The following is a 16,941-nucleotide window of genomic DNA, read 5'->3' on the forward strand; positions in this document are numbered from 1 at the left end:
GGGCGCGACCTTGCTAAATTAGTCTCACTTGCAACTATCTTAAACTCCCAGTCGGGCTCGCCGTCAACTCAAATTGGAGGAATTTTTGGCCAGGACCTCTGCAAGCCAGCCTCCGATGCGGCCGCGCAGCGCCGTGGAAGCGGACGCGCGCGACAACGTCGCGCCGACCAAGAAGCGCCTCGACCTGTTCCACTTCATGCCGTTCCGCCTGAACCGGCTGGCGGCGGAGGTGTCCTCGGCGCTGTCGAGCGAATATCAGGCGCGCTACGGCCTCGACATTCCGGAATGGCGGGTGCTCGCGACGCTCGGCTTCCGCAGCGATCCCTGCAGCGCGCAATACATCGCGCATTGCACCCGCACGCACAAATCCACCATCAGCCGCGCGGTATCGGCCTTGATGGAGCGCGAGATCGTCGAGCGTGTCGAGAACGCCGACGACCGCCGTGAATTCCGCCTGCGCCTGACGAAGAAGGGCCAGGTACTCTACGAAGAGCTGATCCCGCGCCTGCTGCGCAAGGAGCAGGAGATCCTTTCCTGCCTGTCCGCACAGGAGCGCCGCGATCTCGCACGCCTGCTCGGCAAGGTCGAGACAAGCCTCGAGCTGGTGCAGACCAGCGAAGAGGCCGACGCGAAGGACGTGTATTAGGATTTGTCATTCCGGGGCGTGCGCAGCACGAGCCCGGAATCCATTTATCCACCAAACGTGCGGCCCGATAGATTCCGGGCTCTCGCTTCGCGAGCCCTGGAATGACGATGGAGGGATTTACGCCTGATCGATATGCTTCGCGATCACAGGGAAATAATTATCCCTCGATCCCTTGTCGATCGCCTCCTGCAGCACCGTGCCGATCAGCTCCGCGCCACGGATCTTGATGCCGGCGTCGGCGGCGAGCTCCAGCGCGTAGGACAGATCCTTCAGCGCATATTCGGTCGAGAACGCACGCTCCGGAAACACGCCCGGCACGATCGCCTTCATGCCGTGGTTGCGCAGCGCAAAGCTGTCGGCCGAGCCCTTCGACAGGGTTTCCAGCAAGAGCTTCGGATCGACGCCATTGCGCTTCGCGACCGCAACCGCCTCGGCCAGCGCGTTCACGGTCTCGAACAGCACCATGTTGTTGAGGATCTTGGTCACCTGTCCCGCGCCGACCTCGCCGCAATTGGTGACGTCGGTGGCAAAGCAGCGGATCAAGGGCTCGATCGCGGCATAGAGCGCGGGCACCGCGCCGACCATCACGCTGAGCGTGCCGTCCTGCGCCGCCTGCCGGGTGCGTGCGATCGGCGCGTCGGCCCAGGCCGCGCCCTTGGCCTGCAACTGCCCGGCGAAGTCGCGGGTCTGGCTGACCGAAGACGTGCCGAGATCGACCACGACCTGGCCGCTTCTGATGTTCTTCAGAATGCCGTCGCCCTCGAACACCGCGCGCACATGTTTGGCGCTCGGCAGGCAGAGGAACAGCACGTCGCTCTGCTTGATGGCATCGGCGACCGTTTCAGCCACATCGGCGCCGTCGGCGCGTAGCCGTTGCAGCGGCTCAGTCGCGAGGTCGAACACGACGACGCGCTTGCCGCTCTTCTTGACCAGGTTGCGGCAAATCGGCTCACCCATCACGCCGAGGCCGATGAACCCGAGAGTCTTGTATTCAGTCATATCGCTGCTTCTTTTTGACGTTTCTTGACGTGTTGCAGATGCGCCTCGCCCAAACCGGCGAGGCTATTTCGCGAACGATCGCGACGGCGCCAGATGCAGCGCGAACGCATCGACCTTGTCGCTGGCGCGCGGATAGATCTCGCTGACGATCGGATCGTGGCCGGGGATGAAGCGGTCGGGATGACCGGCGAGCCGCTCGACCGTCTCCCAGCCCTGCGCCATGTCGCCGACATTGTAGACGATCGGGAATGGGCTCTTCTTGTGCAGGTTCGCATAATAATGCGCGGCATCCGACGCCAGCACGACCGGACCGCGCGCGGTCTCGACCCGCACCACCTGCAGGCCGTCGGAATGGCCGCCGACGCGATGCACGGTGACGCCGGGCGCGATCTCGCCGTCGCCGGAATGGAAGGTGACGCGCTCGCCATAGACGTGGCGCACCATCTGGGTGACGTGCTCGATCGAGAACGGATGGCGCAGCATGCCGTTGCACATGCAGCGACCGGTCGCGTAGCTCATCTCGCGTTCCTGCAGATGGAATTTGGCGCTCGGGAAGCGATCCAGGTTGCCGGCGTGGTCATAATGCAGATGGGTGACGATGACGTCGCGGATCGCATCGGCGCTGACGCCGAAGGCGGCCAGCGCATCGACCGGGTTGAGCGTCAGCTTGCGGGCGCGCGCCTTGGCCTCCTCGGCGTTGAAGCCGGTGTCGACCAGGATGTCGCGGCCGTGGCCGCGGATCAGCCAGACGAAATAATCGAGATCCTGCGCCGTGGTGTCGTGCGGATCGGGCACCAGGAAGTTGAGGTGGGGCGTGCGCGGCGACATCGTCGCATAGCGCAGGGCGTAGATTTCGTAGGCGTTTCCCATCGGTATCGCTCTTGTTGGGTGTTCTTGATTGGCTTGGCGTCCCGACCACAAAGCCATCGCCTCGCGCAAAGGTCAAACCGCGCGGAGTGCGACGAGCGCATGACGGGTCAGCCCATGCCACTGTGAATGCAATCACATTATCGGCTCATGGGAACCGGCACCATGCCGTGTTGGCGATGGCCGCTATGACCGCATGCTGTTGCACTGCGGTCTCGCAGTCGTCATTGCAATAAGCGATGGTGCAGCAAGCCGTTGACGGGGGTTTGGCCGTGGTTTGATAATGGATTTTCGCTAGAGTAAGGTCCCCGGGGCGCAGGCTGAAAGCGGCGCCATTTCATTGCAATGCCGCGATCTGGATTAGCTGCGATTATGAAAATCCGCCTTGCCTTGCTCGCCACGCTGATTTTTTCAATCGCGTCGCCCACCCTGTCCGTCGCTGCCGGCGATCGTTTCGCGCTGGTCATCGGCAACGCCAAATATCCCGACGCCGACGCACCGCTGAAGGAGCCGGTCAACGACGCCCGTGACGTCGCCGACGAGCTCAAGCGTGACGGCTTCACCGTCGAGGTCGGCGAGAACCTGACCGGCGACGGCATGCGCCGCGCCTTCGACCGGCTCTATGGCAAGATCAAGCCGGGCTCGGTCGCGCTGATCTTCTTCTCGGGTTACGGCATCCAGTCGAACCGGCAGAGCTATATGATCCCGATCGACGCCCAGATCTGGGCCGAGGCCGACGTCCGCCGCGACGGCTTCAGCCTCGAGACCGTGCTCGGCGAGATCAACAGCCGCGGCGCCGGGGTGAAGATCGCCCTGGTCGACGCCTCGCGGCGCAACCCGTTCGAACGCCGTTTCCGCAGCTTCTCGGCGGGGCTCGCCCCGGTGATCGCACCCAACGGAACGTTGGTGATGTATTCGGCCGCGCTGTCGTCCGTGGTCTCGGACAATGGCAGCGACCGCAGCCTGTTCGTGCGGGAACTGCTGAAGGAGATCCGCACCCCCGACCTGATGGCGGAGGAAACGCTGAACCGCACCCGCGTCGGCGTCACCCGCGCCTCGCGGCAGGAACAGGTGCCGTGGATCTCGTCGTCGCTGGCCGAGGATTTCTCGTTCAGTCCAGCCGGCGCCACCACGCCAAGCGCCGCAGCCACACCAGGCGGCGCGGCCATCCCAGGCGGCGCGCCGGGACCGTCGAGCGCAGCGCCCGCGCCGGCCGCGTCGCCGTCGACCGAGGTGGCAACGGCACCGCCAGTTGCACCTCCGCCAGCCCCGCCCGCTGCAACGCTGAAGCCGACACCGACGCCGACGCCTCCCGCGGCAACCGCGCCGACGCCGCCACCTGCACCGCCGAAACCGCCCGTCGCGACAGCGCCGACGGCGCCGCCGCCTGCGCCAAAAGCGCCCGAGATCGCGCTGCCGCCTCCCGCGCCTCCGCCGCCGGTGGTGATCCAGCCCACGCCGGCTCCGAGCAATTCGCCTGTTCTCGCCGATGATCCGACGATCAAGGGCCTGAACGAAAAGCTCGACAAGAACCCGGATGACGCGGCTGCGCTGTATCGCCGCGGCCAGGTCTTTGCCAGCAAGGGCGCCTACGACCTCGCGGTGAAGGATTTTACCAACTCGCTGCGGCTGAACCCGAAGGATGTCGAGGCCTATAACAACCGCTGCTGGGTGCGCACCGTGATCGGCGACCTGCAGGCGGCGCTGAAGGACTGCAACGAGGCGCTGCGGCTGCGCCCGAATTTCGTCGATGCGCTCGACAGCCGCGGGCTGATGAACCTGAAGGGCGGGCAGAACAAGAACGCCATCGCCGATTTCGACGCTGCGCTGAAGATCAACCCGCGGCTGACCTCGTCGCTGTACGGGCGCGGCCTCGCCAAGAAGCGCAACGGCGCGGTCGCGGAAGGCGATCTCGACATCGCCAACGCCAAGGCGATGGACCCGAACATCGTCAAGGAATTCGCCGACTACGGCGTGCAGTGACAAATGGACGAGGCCTGCCCGCGGCTCGAACCACCGATGAAATTGCGCGACTAATCAGAGGGTGTGTGCCGGGCAGCGATGCCCGCGATCAATCCGAAGCGCTGCATGGAACCGCGCCGGCCGGCGCAGGAGGAACCGAAATGTTCAAGCCGTCGGCAAGAGCCGCGATGCTTTCGATCGTGACCGTCGGCGCCGTGCTGTTATCAGGCATGGCGGCCGCCCGCGCTGGTGACGTGACCGAGGATCAGATCATCAAGGCGCTGACGCCCGAGAAGAAGCCGCTGACCCGCGGCCTCTCGGTCGGCCCGCAGACCTCGTCCGGGCTGAACGCCGACCAGGCCAAATTCGTGCAGAGCGTCCGCGGCCGCGCCACCCGCTCGCTGTCCTCGACCGAGCGCGAGGAAATCGCGACCATCGTCCAGGACAAGCCGAAGATCGATCTCGAGATCAACTTCGATTACAACTCCGCCGACATCAGCGCCAAGTCGCTGCCCTCAGTGCAGGCGCTCGGCCGCGCCTTGACCAATCAGGACCTGAAGGGCTCGACCTTCGTGGTCGCCGGCCACACCGACGCCGCCGGTGGCGAGGACTACAATCAAGGCCTGTCGGAGCGCCGCGCCGACGCCATCAAGCGCTATCTGGTCGACAAATATGGCATCAACGGCACCGATCTCGTCACCGTCGGCTATGGCAAGAGCAAGTTGAAGGACCCGAGCCACCCGATGGCGGACGTCAACCGGCGCGTGCAGGTCGTGAACGTCGAAAACAAGGACACCGCCTCCAAGTGATGGGCGGTGGCGTGGCTCCTTTTTGAGGTTACAATGCGTCCCGCACCCCGGCGGGGCGCATTTGCTTGAGGGCCGAGCCCCAAGACGGCCCACAGGTGACCCGCCTCACATGACGTCACGGCATGATCCGGGACAGTGGACCCCGGCTCGATCGATGTCTGGACAATACGGCGGCGAGATGAGACTTCGACGAGCGCCCAAGACAATCACTGTCGATACGCGCCAAGCTCTGGATTGATCAGGCGATGAATTTCTCCCAGTACCTCAAGCCTGCGCTCGGCACGGTGGTTTTCCTCGCGCTGGCTGTCGCCTATTACGCCTTCGAGCACCGCTCCCATCCGGAGGAGAAGGAGACGCCGGGCCAGGCGCTGGTCGTGGTGACGAAGTCGACCAATGCCTGCTTCTCCGACATGGTCCGCGTCACCGGCTTCATCGTGCCGCGCCGCGAGGCGCAGGTGAATGTCGACCAGGACGGCTCCAAGGTCACCGACGTGCTGGTCCGCGAGGGTGACATCGTGACCGAGAACCAGGAACTGGCGCGGTTGACCCCGCCGCCACAGCAGGCGGCGCAGGGCAATGCCAAGCCGATCGTGCTGCGCGCGCCGGCTGCCGGCCTCGTCACCGAGGTGCGCACCGCGCCCGGCGCCCCGGCCTCGCCGCAGGCGCCGGCGATGTTCAAGATCTCCGTCAACAACGAGATCGAGCTCGACGCCGAGGTGCCGGGCTTCCAGCTCCTGAAGCTCAATCCCGGCGCCAATGTCCGGATCAGCCGCGACGACGCACCCGACATCGTCGGCAAGGTCCGCCAGATCTCGCCGCAGATCGACCGCGCCACCCAGCTCGGGCATGTCCGCATCACCATCAACAACAATCCGACGCTGAAGGTCGGCATGTTCGCGCGCGCCAATATCGACGCCAAGCGCTCCTGCGGCGTCGCGGTGCCGCGCACCGCGATCGACCGCCTGACCCTGCAGGTCGTGAAGGGCAACACGGTCGAGACCCGCAGGGTGCGCGTCGGGCTGACCTCCGACACCTCGACCGAAATCCTTGAAGGCCTCGACGTCGGCGAAATCGTCGTGGCCGATGCTGGCACCTCGCTGCATGACGGCGACCAGATCAAGACCATGTTCGCCGACGAACTCGATCGCACGCGGTCACGCTAATTCGGATACGCTAATGGCTTTGAACATCTCGGCATGGTCGATCCGGAACCCACTTCCCTCGATCGTCTTCTCGATCATCCTGCTGGTGTTGGGCTGGGTGTCCTTCACCAAGCTCGCCGTGACGCGGCTGCCGAGCGCCGACATTCCGGTGATCTCGGTCGCGGTCTCGCAATTCGGCGCCGCGCCCTCGGAACTCGAGTCGCAGGTCACCAAGACGATCGAGGACGGCGTCTCCGGCGTCGAGGGTGTGCGCCACATCTCGTCCTCGATCACCGACGGCCTGTCGGTGACCACGATCCAGTTCGCGTTGGAGACCAACACCGACCGCGCGCTCAACGACGTCAAGGACGCGGTCACCCGCGTGCGCGCCAACCTGCCGCAGAACGTCACCGAGCCCCTGATCCAGCGCGTCGACGTGATCGGCCTGCCGATCGTGACCTATGCCGCGATCTCGCCCGGCAAGACGCCGGAGCAGCTCTCATATTTCGTCGACGACGTGGTCAAGCGCGCGCTGCAGGGCGTGCGCGGCGTCGCCCAGGTCGAGCGCATCGGCGGTGTCGAGCGCGAGATCCTGGTCTCGCTCGATCCCGACAAGCTGCAGGCGGTGGGGCTCACCGCGGTCAATGTCAGCCAGATCCTGCGCGGCACCAATGTCGACGTCGCCGGCGGCCGCGCCGAGATCGGCAAGAACGACCAGGCGATCCGGACGCTTGCCGGCGCCAAGACGCTGAACGAACTCGCCGGCACGATGATTCCGCTGTTCGGCGGCGGCGAGATCCGCCTCGACGATCTCGGCACCGTCACCGACACCATCGCCGACCGGCGCACCTTCGCCCGTTTCAACGGCGAGCCGGTGGTGGCGCTCGGCATCAAGCGCTCCAAGGGCGCCAGCGACGTCGTCGTCGCGGCCGCGGTGCAGAAGCGGATCGACGCCCTCAAGGTCTCCTATCCCGACGTCGACCTCAAGCTGATCGACACCTCGGTCGAGTTCACCAAGGGCAATTACGAGGCCGCGATCTCGACCCTGTTCGAGGGCGCGATCCTCGCCGTTATCATTGTGCTGCTGTTCCTGCGTGACATGCGCGCCACGATCATCGCGGCGGTCTCGCTGCCGCTGTCGATCTTCCCGGCATTCTGGGCGATGGACCTGCTCGGCTTCTCGCTCAACCTGGTGTCCTTCCTCGCCATCACGCTGTCGACCGGCATCCTCGTCGACGACGCCATCGTCGAGATCGAGAACATCGTCCGCCACATGCGGATGGGCAAGACGCCCTACCGGGCCGCGCTTGAGGCCGCCGACGAGATCGGCCTTGCGGTGATCGCGATCTCGCTCACCATCATCGCGATCTTCGCGCCGGCAAGCTTCATGTCGGGAATCGCCGGGCAGTTCTTCAAGCAGTTCGGCATCACCGTGTCGGTGCAGGTGTTCTTCTCGCTGCTCGCCGCGCGCTTCGTGACGCCGATGCTGGCCGCCTATTTCCTCAAGCATCATGACCACGACGACCCGCCGCCCGGCCGGATCCTGCGCAGCTATCACGGCCTCGTCACCTGGTCGGTGAAGCACCATTACATCACCGTGCTGATCGGCTTTGCGGTGTTCGCCGCGTCGATCTGGAGCATCACGCTGCTGCCGCAGGGCTTCCTGCCGGCGCAGGACACCGCGCGCTCGCTGCTGGCGATGGAGCTGCCGCCCGGCTCGCAGCTGGCCTACACCGAGAAGGTCACCGAGGAGATCGTCGCGCGGCTGCGCAAGCGGCCCGAAGTGCGCAGCGTGTTCGTCGACGGCGGCCGGGTGCCGCCCGGCATCCAGGAAGTGCGCCGCGCCGCTTTGATCATCAACTACACGCCAAAGGCGGACCGCAGGATCACCCAGCGCGAGCTGGAGCTGTCGATCGGCAAGGAGCTCGATAACGTCCCCGATATCAGGTTCTGGTTCCTCGACGAGAACGGCCTGCGCGCCATCTCGCTGGTGGTCACCGGCACCGACAGCAACATCGTCAACAACGTCGCCAGCGAACTGGCGACGCAGATGAAACGAATCCCGATCATCGCCAACGTGATCTCAGAGACCGCGCTCGACCGGCCCGAGCTGCGCATCCGTCCGCGCGCCGAGCTCGCGGCGCGGCTCGGCGTCTCGACCGAAAGCCTGTCGCAGACCATCCGCGTCGCCACCATCGGCGACGTCGGCCCGGCGCTGGCGAAATTCGACGCCGGCGACCGCCAGGTGCCGATCCGCGTCCAGCTCGAGGACAATGCGCGCAGCGATTTGCAGATGCTGGAGCAGCTGCGGGTGCCGCTCGGCGCGCGTGGCGAACGCGGCGGCGTGCCGCTGTCCGTCGTCGCCGACATCCAGCTCGACCAGGGCCCGACCAGCATCAACCGCTACGACCGCGAGCGGCAGGCGACCGTCGCGGCCGACCTCGTCGGCAATGCCGCGCTCGGCGACGCCACCAAGCTGATCTACGACCTGCCTGTCATGAAGAGCCTGCCGAAGGGCGTGAGGGTCAGCCCGTCCGGCGACGCCGAGAGCCTCGCCGAACTCTCCGACGGCTTCGCCACCGCGATCACCGCTGGCCTGATGATGGTCTACGCCGTGCTGGTGCTGCTGTTCGGCACCTTCCTGCAGCCGATCACCATCCTGTTCTCGCTGCCGCTCTCGATCGGCGGTGCGATCGGCGCGCTGCTGCTGACCGGCAAACAGCTCACCACGCCGGTGTGGATCGGCATCCTGATGCTGATGGGCATCGTCACCAAGAACGCCATCATGCTGGTGGAATTCGCGGTGGAGGCGATTCGCGACGGCAAGGCGCGCGAGGAAGCCATGATCGACGCCGGCATGAAGCGCGCCCGCCCGATCGTGATGACCACGATCGCAATGGCCGCAGGCATGATGCCCTCGGCGCTGGCGTTCGGCGCCGGCGGCGAATTCCGCTCGCCGATGGCGCTCGCGGTGATCGGCGGCCTGATCTTCTCGACCGTGCTGTCGCTGGTGTTCGTGCCGGCGATGTTCATGGTGATGGACGATATCGGCAACCTGATCTGGCGCTTCGGCAAGCGGCTCGTGGTCTCACATGCCGACCACGAGCTGACCCCGAGCGAGCACCAGACCGACCAGACCAAGCGGCCGCCCGGCCCGCCGAGCGTGATCTCACCCGCCGCGGAATGAACCAAGGGCGCGGCGCGTCAGCGCACGATGAAGGGGTGCCCACCAAAATATCGAAAACAACCCCATGCACAGTAGCCGGCGGCTGCCGGCGTGCGACACGGCAGCTTGACTCGTCGGGCAACTCAGCGGTATTCTTCTATTATTCCGAAATCTTGATGCGAATTGGCGACCCCGCCATCTGTCGTCCCTGCGAAAGCAGGGACCCATACTCCGCGGCGGGTGTTGCGAATGGGACCCGTCGTTCCAGCATCGCCCAACAATGACCATCGGTGGTTATGGGTCCCTGCTTTCGCAGGGACGACGATGAGGATGGTTCTCGATTCAAGTCTTCACACAAGGCGGTGTCATCGCCCGCGCAGGCGGGTGATCTCAAGCTCTAATACAGCCGCGTGCGATAGGCCTCTTCCATCGTCTTCTCGGCGACCTCGACCTCGACGGCGGCGGTCTGCTCGGCGATGATGCGGCCGAGCGTCGGGAAGCTGTGACGCTCGACCTGCGCGGCGGGATTCCAGAGCTTTGAGCGCATCAGCGCCTTGCCGCAATGGAAGTAGGTCTCATCGACATGCACCTTGATGCCGATGATCGGGGTGACGTTCTGCACCGTCAGCGGCGTCAGGAGATCCGGCTCCTGCGAGATCTCGGCCCGCCCGTTGATCCGCAGGGTCTCGTTGATGCCCGGCACCATGAAGATCAGGCCGATCCCGGGTGAAGCGATGATATTGCCGAACGTATCGACGCGGTTGTTGCCTCGGCGGTCCGGAATCAGCAGCGTCTTTTCGTCGAGCACCGAGACGAAGCCGGGCGCATCGCCGCGCGGGCTGGCGTCGGCATGGCCCTTGCCGTCGCTGGAGGCGATGACGAGGAACGGCGACAGCGCGATGAAGTCGCAGCAGAACTTGTCGAGATGGTTGAGCACCTTCTTCTCGGCGAGCGGGCTCAACTGCCCGAAATGCGCGCGAAGATCCTCCTGCGATTTGACAGGCGGCTTGCCGCCCGCGCCCTCGTGACCCATAGCGAACCTCCCTTTGTTGTTAGTCTATACCGCGTCGATGCCGGAATCGATCCTTGCCGCATTGCGTGGATCAGCCGCGGCGGCAAAGCCCGGCTGGTCGAAGAAATCGCGGCCCGGGATCGCATCGAGCAGGTCGCGGGTATAGGCTTGGCGCGGCGCGGTGAAGACCTCGGCCGTGGTGCCCTCCTCGACGATACGCCCCTTCTGCAAGACGATGACGCGATCGGCGATCTCGGCGGCGATCCGCAGATCGTGGGTGATGAAGATCATCGCGAGCCGCATCTCCTGGCGCAGCTCGGCGAGCAGCGCCAGCACCTGGGCCTGCACCGAGACATCGAGCGCCGACACCGCCTCGTCGGCGATCAACACCCGCGGCTTCAGCGCAAGCGCCCGCGCGATGCAGATGCGCTGGCGCTGGCCGCCCGAGAATTCGTGCGGGTAGCGATCCGCGGCGGTCTCCGACAATCCGACCCGTGCCAGCAACTTCCTTGCCTGCGCCATCGCCTCGGTGCGCGAGGCGCCATACGCCATCGGGCCGCGCGCGATGGCATCGCCGACCTTCTGGCGCGGATCGAGGCTGGCAAACGGATCCTGGAACACGATCTGGAGCCGCCGCCGCGCCTGGCGCAACGCTTCATCACGCAACAGCCGAAGGTCGGCGCCACCGAAGCGGATGGCGCCGGCATCCGGCTCAGTCAGCCGCATGATCATGCGCCCGAGCGTCGACTTGCCGGAGCCGGATTCGCCGACGACGGCCAGCGTCTCGCCCTCGTGCAAAGTTAGCGAGATGCCGTCCGCGGCGACGACTTCACGCGGCGGCTGCAACCAGCCGCGCTTGACCCGAAAGGTCTTCTGCAGGCCGACGACTTGCAGCAGCGGCTCCGGTCGCACGATCGTGTCATGGATGTCGGCGAGCCGCGCCTTCGGCACCGCGTCGATCAGTTCGCGCGTGTAGGCCGCCTGTGGATTGCGCAGCACCTCGCTGGCCGTGCCCTGCTCGACCACTTTGCCGTGGCGCAGCACCACGACGCGGTCGGCGACATCGGCGACGACGCCGAAATCATGGGTGATCAGCAGCACGCCCATGCCGCGCTCGCGCCGGAGATCGTCGATCAGGCGCAGGATCTGGCGCTGGGTCGTGACATCGAGCGCGGTGGTCGGCTCGTCCGCGATCAAGAGCGCGGGCCGGTTGGCCATCGCCATCGCGATCATCACGCGCTGGCGCTGGCCGCCGGATAGCTCGAACGGGTAGCTCTTTTCCAGCAGAAGCGGATTCGGCAGCCCCACCTGCGTCAGAAGGGTCTGCACCCGTTCGCGGACCTTCGCCATCGACGGCGTCGGCCGCTGGTGCGCCAGGATCATCTCCTCGATCTGCTTGCCGACCCGCTTGAGCGGATTGAGCGAGGACAGCGGCTCCTGAAAGATCATCGCGGCATTGCCGCCGCGCAAATTCCGCAGGCCGCGACCGTCAAGCTTCGACGGATCCTGCCCTGCGACCGTCACGGCACCGGACGCGATATCGACGCCCCGCGGCAACAGCTGCAGCACCGCATGGGCGATCATCGACTTGCCGGAGCCGGATTCGCCGACCAGACAGACCACCTCGTTCGGCTTGAGCTCAAACGAGACATTCTCGACCGCAAAGGGCCGGTCGCCGCCTTTCGGAAGCGCAATCGAGAGGTCCTTGACCGCAAGAACCGGAGCGTTGCTCTGCATGGCTTCGCTCATGACCGGCGCCTCGAGACGCGCGGGTTGAGGACGTCGGACAGTCCCTCGCCGAACAGGTTGATCGCCAGCACGGTGACGAGGATGGCAAGCCCGGGAAATACGCTCATCCACCACGCATTCCGGATCGCGGTGCGCCCCGCGCCGATCATGAAGCCCCACGACATCAAATTGGGGTCGCCAAGCCCCATGAAGGACAGCGCGCTTTCCAGCAGGATCGCGGTGGCGACCGTCAGCGACGTCACGACCAGGATCGGTGAGATCGCATTCGGCAGGATATGGCCGAGCACGATGCGCCAGGTGCGCTCGCCCTGGCACAACGCCGCCTCGACGAACTCACGATGGCGCAGGCGCAGGAACTCGGCGCGCGTCAGCCGCGCCAGCGGCGGCCAGCTCACCGCCCCGATGGTCAGGATGATCGTCAGCAGCGACGGATTGAAGGTTGCGACCAACAGGATGGCCAGCACGAAGGCCGGAATGGTCTGAAACAGTTCCGTCATCCGCATCAGCACCAGATCGACCTTGCCGCCGAAATAACCCGAGATCGCGCCGACCACGACGCCGATCGCCATCGCCGCGAGCGCCGACGCGATGCCGATTAGGAGCGAAACCCGCGCGCCATAGGCGACACCGGCCGCGACATCACGGCCGAGCGTATCGCCGCCGAGCCACAAGCCGTCCTCGCCGGGCGGCGTGAACGGCGCACCGACCATCTCCCAGGGAGAGACCGGAAACACGATCGGCGCGATGATCGCGACGACGACAACGACGAGCAGCAAGACGAGGCCGATCATGCCGCTGGGATGACGCAGGAAGGCGCGCACCGTCTCCATCACGCGGCTCCCGTGGTCATGCGCGGGTCGATCAGCCGGTAGACCAGGTCGGTCAGAAGGTTGAGCGCGATCACGACGATCGAGAGGATCAGGAAGATCCCGAGCAGGACCGGATAGTCGCGCTGCAGCAGCGCCTCGAAGGTCAGGCGGCCGAGGCCGGGCCAGGCAAACACCGTCTCGATCACCACGGCGCCGCCGACCAGCGCGCCGGCCTGCATGCCGGCCACGGTGACGACCGGCACCAGCGCATTGCGCAGCATATGGCCGACCACGATACGCGTGCCGGACAGGCCCTTGGCGCGCGCCGTCTTGATGAAGTCCTGCTGCGCCACCTCGATGATCGAGGAACGCATCAGCCGCGCATAGATCGCCAGATAAATCGCCGCTAGCGACGTCACCGGCATGATCATGTGCTTCATGATGTCGAGCGCATGTTCGATCGGCGAGAGCTGGACGTTGATGGTCTCGTAGCCGAACGGCGGCAGCCAGCCGAGCGTCACCGAGAACACCAGCACCAGCATCAGGCCAAGCCAGAACACCGGCGTCGCATAGAGCACGAGCGAGAGCACGGTGAACACCGTATCGAGCACGCTGCCGGCCGCGAGCCCCGCCAGCGCGCCGAGCGCTGTGCCGATCAAGAGCGCGAGACAGAACGCCGTCACCGTCAGCAACAGCGTCGCCGGCAGCCGTTCGAGGATCAGATCGACGACGGGGCGGCGCTGCCGATAGGAATAGCCGAGATCGAGCCTGACGACGCGGCCGAGGTGGCTCACGAGCTGCACGAAATACGGCTTGTCGAGCCCGTACTCCTTGCGCAGATCGTCGAGCAGTTTTGGATCGGACGCGCCGGATTGCCCGGCCATCACCTGCGCCGGGTCGCCGGGGGCGGCCCGCACCAGCACGAAGTTGAACGTCGCGATGACGAGGATCACGGCGACGAGCTGCGCGATACGGCTGATCGCCTGGAGCCCGATCGCCGCTGCGCTCCCGAGTGGCGTCACGATTTGTAGACCGACCCGAAGGTTTCGTGCGAGCCGATGCCCGTCGTCACCACGTTCTTGAACGCCTTGTCGTAGATGATGGGATATTCGATCTCGAGCGTCCAGGCCACCGGCACATCCTCGACCAGGATCTGCTGCACCTTGCTGTAGAGCTCCTGCCGCTTGGCTTCATCGAGCGTGATTGCCGCCTCGTCGAACAGTTTGTCGACCTCGGGATTCGAGTACCCCTGCGTGTTCGAGAACAGGATGCCCTTCTTGATGTTCGACGAGATATAGGTGCGCGCCACGCCGAGCGCGGGATCGCCGAGCTGGTAGAGCAGGTTCTGGGTCATCTCGTAGTCCCAGTTGCCGACCTTCTCGGCCCAGCCGGCCATGTCGGTGCCGACCAGCACGAGGTCGATACCGACGCGTGCAAAGCTCTGCCGGAAGAACTCGCCGGCGCGCTGATAGGACTCGCCATAGGGCGGCACGATGTACTTGATCTCGGCCCGCTTGCCGTTGGCGCCCGCCTTCAGTCCCATGTCGTCGAGCAGCGCCTTGGCCTTGTCGACAGAGAACTCGTAGCGCTTCACGTTCGGATCGTAGAACCGTGTCTTCGACGAGATCGGGCCGGTCGCAATCTTGGCGTTGCCGAAATACACGCGCTTGCTGAACGCCTCGCGATCGATCAGGTGCATCACCGCCTGCCGGAACCGCTTGTCGTTCATCGGCGCGATGCGGTTGTTCATTTCGAGCCATTGATGCGGCGCGAAATACTCGTAGCCCTTGGTGGTGAATTCGAGGTTCTTCTGCGTCTTGAAGCGCTGCACGTCATAGAATTCGACGTCGGACCATTGCACCAGCTGCACCGTGCCGTTCTCCAGCGCCAGCGCACGCGACGCCGCGTCCGGAATCACGCGGTAGACGATCTCGTCGAGATAGGGCTCGTCCTTCAGATAGTAGCCATCGTGGCGGACGAGGTGAACGTGCGAGCCGCGCACCCATTCCTTCAGCTTGAAGGGGCCGGTACCGATCGCCTTGTCGTTCTCCGGGTTCTTGCGATAGTCGGTGCCGTCGTAGATGTGCTTGGGCACGATCGGGGCGGATGTGCAATCGAAGCAGCCGATGAACGGCGCGAACGGCTGCTTGAGCTTGAACACGACGGTGAGCGGATCGGGCGCTTCGGCCGTTGCCACGCGGGCGAAGTTCTGCCGCGCGCGCGGATGGGTCTCCACCAGCAGCTTCATGCAGCTGAACACCACGTCCTCCGAGGTCATCGGCTTGCCGTCGTGGAAGGTGATGCCGGGAAACAGCTTGAATGTGTAGGTCAGGCCGTCGGGCGAGACCTCCCAGGACTGCGCCATGCCGGGCATCGGCTTGAGGTCGGCGCCGTATTTCAGCAGGCCCTCATAGATCTTGCCGCCGAGCGTCAGGGTCGGCTGCTGCTGGTTCAGCGCGGTCACCAGAACCGGCGGCTCCGGCTGGATGATGGTGTTGAGCGTTCCACCGCGGGTCTGGCCCGCCGCCCGCGTGATACCGAACGGGATGGCTGCACCGCAGGCCAGCATCGCCTTGGTGAATTCGCGTCTGTTCATCGGACCTCTCCGTCGCCGCGCGTCAGGCATTCGATTTCGGCGAATGTCGCGGGGTGAGGCATTGTTGCCAAACGCCGTATCCCGCGCTACCTGAATGGGGACAACAACCATCGCGATCGGGCCAACTGGCCCGGAAGATGCATGAGCACCCTGCGAAAACGACGATCGATCAGGAGCTCACGACACTTGAAAGTCGCAGCGCGACGAAATGACACCGGCTTGCGCGTGTGCCGCAAGCAATCCGGTCCCGTAGCCGCCGCGCATTATGCCGGACAACTGCAACAGGTCGAACGGCCGCTCGCGGCGATGGCGGCCTCTTATCCGAACGAAAGCACGAGCGCGCGACACGCGCATCGCCGCGATCAGTTCATCCTGCAAACCGCAGGCGTGACCTCGATGATGACCGAGCGCGGTCATTTCGTCGTGCCGCCCGGACATGGCCTGTGGATTCCGGCCGGCGTCGCGCACCAATCGCGTGCATGGGGCGAGGTCGAGATCCAGACCATCTATGTCACGCCGGACCGCGTGCGGAATGCGCCGGCAACCTGCCGCCTGATCAGGGTCTCCGCGCTGGTCGAAGCACTGATGGAAGAAGCGGTGCATATGCCGACCCGTTACGATCCGGAAGGGCGCGACGGCCGGCTGGTCGATTTCCTGCTCGATGAGATCGGCAGGATGCCCGAAGTGTCGTTGCATGTGCAGGTGCCGCCCGATCCGCGGCTCGCCGCGATCTGCGAAGCGGTGCTGATCGATCCGAGTTCCGATCTCACGCTCGACGATTGGGCCGATCGCAGCCAGCTCAGCCGGCGAACCTTGACGCGGCTGTTCCGTCGCGAGACCGGACAGAGCTTTGCGGCCTGGCGCCAGCGGGTGCGGCTGCTCGAAGCGCTGGCGCGGCTCGGCGCCGGCGAAGCCGTCACCTGCGTTGCGCTCGACGTCGGCTATGACAGCCCGAGCGCGTTCGCCGCGATGTTCAAGCGCGAGCTCGGCGCCGCGCCGCGCCAGTATCTGCGCTGGGCCAATCCCGAAGTGGTGATGAGGTAGGCGAATTCGCGTCGCGCACGCGCGGAACGCAAAACCCCTGCGGTCAACGGGAAAGACCGCAGGGGTTTGCAGGTGGATGGCGTGAGGCCAGCAAGGCTGGGTGTCACCCCAAGGACCGGCACGCGGATGAAAGCGGCTCC

At 65.4% G+C, this 16,941-nt stretch carries 13 protein-coding genes; 6 read left to right on the plus strand and 7 right to left on the minus strand.

What is annotated here, in order from left to right:
• Nucleotides 1-85: 85 nt before the first annotated feature.
• Nucleotides 86-646 (plus strand): MarR family winged helix-turn-helix transcriptional regulator, encoded by a 561-nt coding sequence (locus ACOIX3_RS40715; RefSeq protein ID WP_420967609.1) that lies wholly within the window; start codon nt 86-88, stop codon nt 644-646.
• A gap of 117 nt (nt 647-763) precedes the next feature.
• Here ACOIX3_RS40715 and ACOIX3_RS40720 read toward each other — a convergent pair whose 3' ends face one another.
• Complete coding sequence (locus ACOIX3_RS40720; protein WP_420967610.1) at nt 764-1,645, minus strand: NAD(P)-dependent oxidoreductase; 882 nt, start codon at nt 1,643-1,645, stop codon at nt 764-766.
• Nucleotides 1,646-1,708: 63 nt separating this feature from the next.
• Complete coding sequence (locus tag ACOIX3_RS40725; protein ID WP_420967611.1) at nt 1,709-2,515, minus strand: N-acyl homoserine lactonase family protein; 807 nt, start codon at nt 2,513-2,515, stop codon at nt 1,709-1,711.
• Between the two features lie 369 nt (nt 2,516-2,884).
• Here ACOIX3_RS40725 and ACOIX3_RS40730 point away from each other — a divergent pair, with 369 nt between their 5' ends.
• The 4 genes from ACOIX3_RS40730 (at nt 2,885) to ACOIX3_RS40745 (ending at nt 9,612) form a co-directional block, all read left to right on the plus strand.
• Complete coding sequence (locus ACOIX3_RS40730; RefSeq protein WP_420967612.1) at nt 2,885-4,495, plus strand: caspase family protein; 1,611 nt, start codon at nt 2,885-2,887, stop codon at nt 4,493-4,495.
• 140 nt (nt 4,496-4,635) lie between these two features.
• Nucleotides 4,636-5,283, plus strand: a complete 648-nt coding sequence (locus tag ACOIX3_RS40735; protein WP_420967613.1) for an OmpA family protein — start codon at nt 4,636-4,638, stop codon at nt 5,281-5,283.
• Between the two features lie 245 nt (nt 5,284-5,528).
• The gene (locus tag ACOIX3_RS40740) at nt 5,529-6,446 is read left to right on the plus strand and encodes an efflux RND transporter periplasmic adaptor subunit (protein ID WP_420967614.1); all 918 of its coding nucleotides are present in this window, start codon (nt 5,529-5,531) and stop codon (nt 6,444-6,446) included.
• 13 nt (nt 6,447-6,459) lie between these two features.
• Nucleotides 6,460-9,612 (plus strand): efflux RND transporter permease subunit, encoded by a 3,153-nt coding sequence (locus ACOIX3_RS40745; protein ID WP_420967615.1) that lies wholly within the window; start codon nt 6,460-6,462, stop codon nt 9,610-9,612.
• A 376-nt stretch (nt 9,613-9,988) separates the two neighbouring features.
• On the opposite strand, the gene ACOIX3_RS40750 is transcribed toward ACOIX3_RS40745, so the two are convergent.
• Genes ACOIX3_RS40750 through ACOIX3_RS40770 form a run of 5 tightly spaced genes read right to left on the minus strand, consistent with a single transcriptional unit; the run spans nt 9,989 to nt 15,757 of the window.
• Nucleotides 9,989-10,624: a pyridoxamine 5'-phosphate oxidase family protein gene (locus tag ACOIX3_RS40750; RefSeq protein ID WP_420967616.1), complete on the minus strand. Its 636-nt coding sequence runs from the start codon at nt 10,622-10,624 to the stop codon at nt 9,989-9,991.
• Nucleotides 10,625-10,648: 24 nt separating this feature from the next.
• On the minus strand, nt 10,649-12,352 hold the full coding sequence (locus ACOIX3_RS40755; RefSeq protein WP_420967617.1) for a dipeptide ABC transporter ATP-binding protein: 1,704 nt from the start codon (nt 12,350-12,352) through the stop codon (nt 10,649-10,651).
• The gene (locus tag ACOIX3_RS40760; RefSeq protein ID WP_176534272.1) at nt 12,349-13,182 is read right to left on the minus strand and encodes an ABC transporter permease; all 834 of its coding nucleotides are present in this window, start codon (nt 13,180-13,182) and stop codon (nt 12,349-12,351) included. Before ACOIX3_RS40760 ends, ACOIX3_RS40755 begins: the two co-directional genes overlap by 4 nt.
• The gene (locus ACOIX3_RS40765) at nt 13,182-14,183 is read right to left on the minus strand and encodes an ABC transporter permease (RefSeq protein ID WP_420967618.1); all 1,002 of its coding nucleotides are present in this window, start codon (nt 14,181-14,183) and stop codon (nt 13,182-13,184) included. Before ACOIX3_RS40765 ends, ACOIX3_RS40760 begins: the two co-directional genes overlap by 1 nt.
• On the minus strand, nt 14,180-15,757 hold the full coding sequence (locus tag ACOIX3_RS40770; protein WP_420967619.1) for an ABC transporter substrate-binding protein: 1,578 nt from the start codon (nt 15,755-15,757) through the stop codon (nt 14,180-14,182). Before ACOIX3_RS40770 ends, ACOIX3_RS40765 begins: the two co-directional genes overlap by 4 nt.
• Nucleotides 15,758-15,943: 186 nt before the next feature.
• Between ACOIX3_RS40770 and ACOIX3_RS40775 the strand changes: the two genes are divergently transcribed.
• Nucleotides 15,944-16,801, plus strand: coding sequence for an AraC family transcriptional regulator (locus tag ACOIX3_RS40775; RefSeq protein ID WP_420967620.1), 858 nt, complete (start codon nt 15,944-15,946; stop codon nt 16,799-16,801).
• The last annotated feature ends 140 nt before the right edge of the window (nt 16,802-16,941 follow it).

Source organism: Bradyrhizobium sp. B120 (assembly GCF_049075665.1).
Classification (GTDB): domain Bacteria; phylum Pseudomonadota; class Alphaproteobacteria; order Rhizobiales; family Xanthobacteraceae; genus Bradyrhizobium.

Excerpts from the sequence above, each read along its gene's own strand:
- ACOIX3_RS40725 (WP_420967611.1), bottom strand. The coding sequence starts at position 2,515 with ATGGGAAACGCCTACGAAATCTACGCCCTGCGCTATGCGACGATGTCG.
- ACOIX3_RS40755 (WP_420967617.1), bottom strand. The coding sequence starts at position 12,352 with ATGAGCGAAGCCATGCAGAGCAACGCTCCGGTTCTTGCGGTCAAGGAC.
- ACOIX3_RS40760 (WP_176534272.1), bottom strand. The coding sequence starts at position 13,182 with ATGGAGACGGTGCGCGCCTTCCTGCGTCATCCCAGCGGCATGATCGGC.
- ACOIX3_RS40745 (WP_420967615.1), top strand. The coding sequence starts at position 6,460 with ATGGCTTTGAACATCTCGGCATGGTCGATCCGGAACCCACTTCCCTCG.
- ACOIX3_RS40730 (WP_420967612.1), top strand. The coding sequence starts at position 2,885 with ATGAAAATCCGCCTTGCCTTGCTCGCCACGCTGATTTTTTCAATCGCG.
- ACOIX3_RS40720 (WP_420967610.1), bottom strand. The coding sequence starts at position 1,645 with ATGACTGAATACAAGACTCTCGGGTTCATCGGCCTCGGCGTGATGGGT.
- ACOIX3_RS40740 (WP_420967614.1), top strand. The coding sequence starts at position 5,529 with ATGAATTTCTCCCAGTACCTCAAGCCTGCGCTCGGCACGGTGGTTTTC.
- ACOIX3_RS40750 (WP_420967616.1), bottom strand. The coding sequence starts at position 10,624 with ATGGGTCACGAGGGCGCGGGCGGCAAGCCGCCTGTCAAATCGCAGGAG.
- ACOIX3_RS40735 (WP_420967613.1), top strand. The coding sequence starts at position 4,636 with ATGTTCAAGCCGTCGGCAAGAGCCGCGATGCTTTCGATCGTGACCGTC.
- ACOIX3_RS40770 (WP_420967619.1), bottom strand. The coding sequence starts at position 15,757 with ATGAACAGACGCGAATTCACCAAGGCGATGCTGGCCTGCGGTGCAGCC.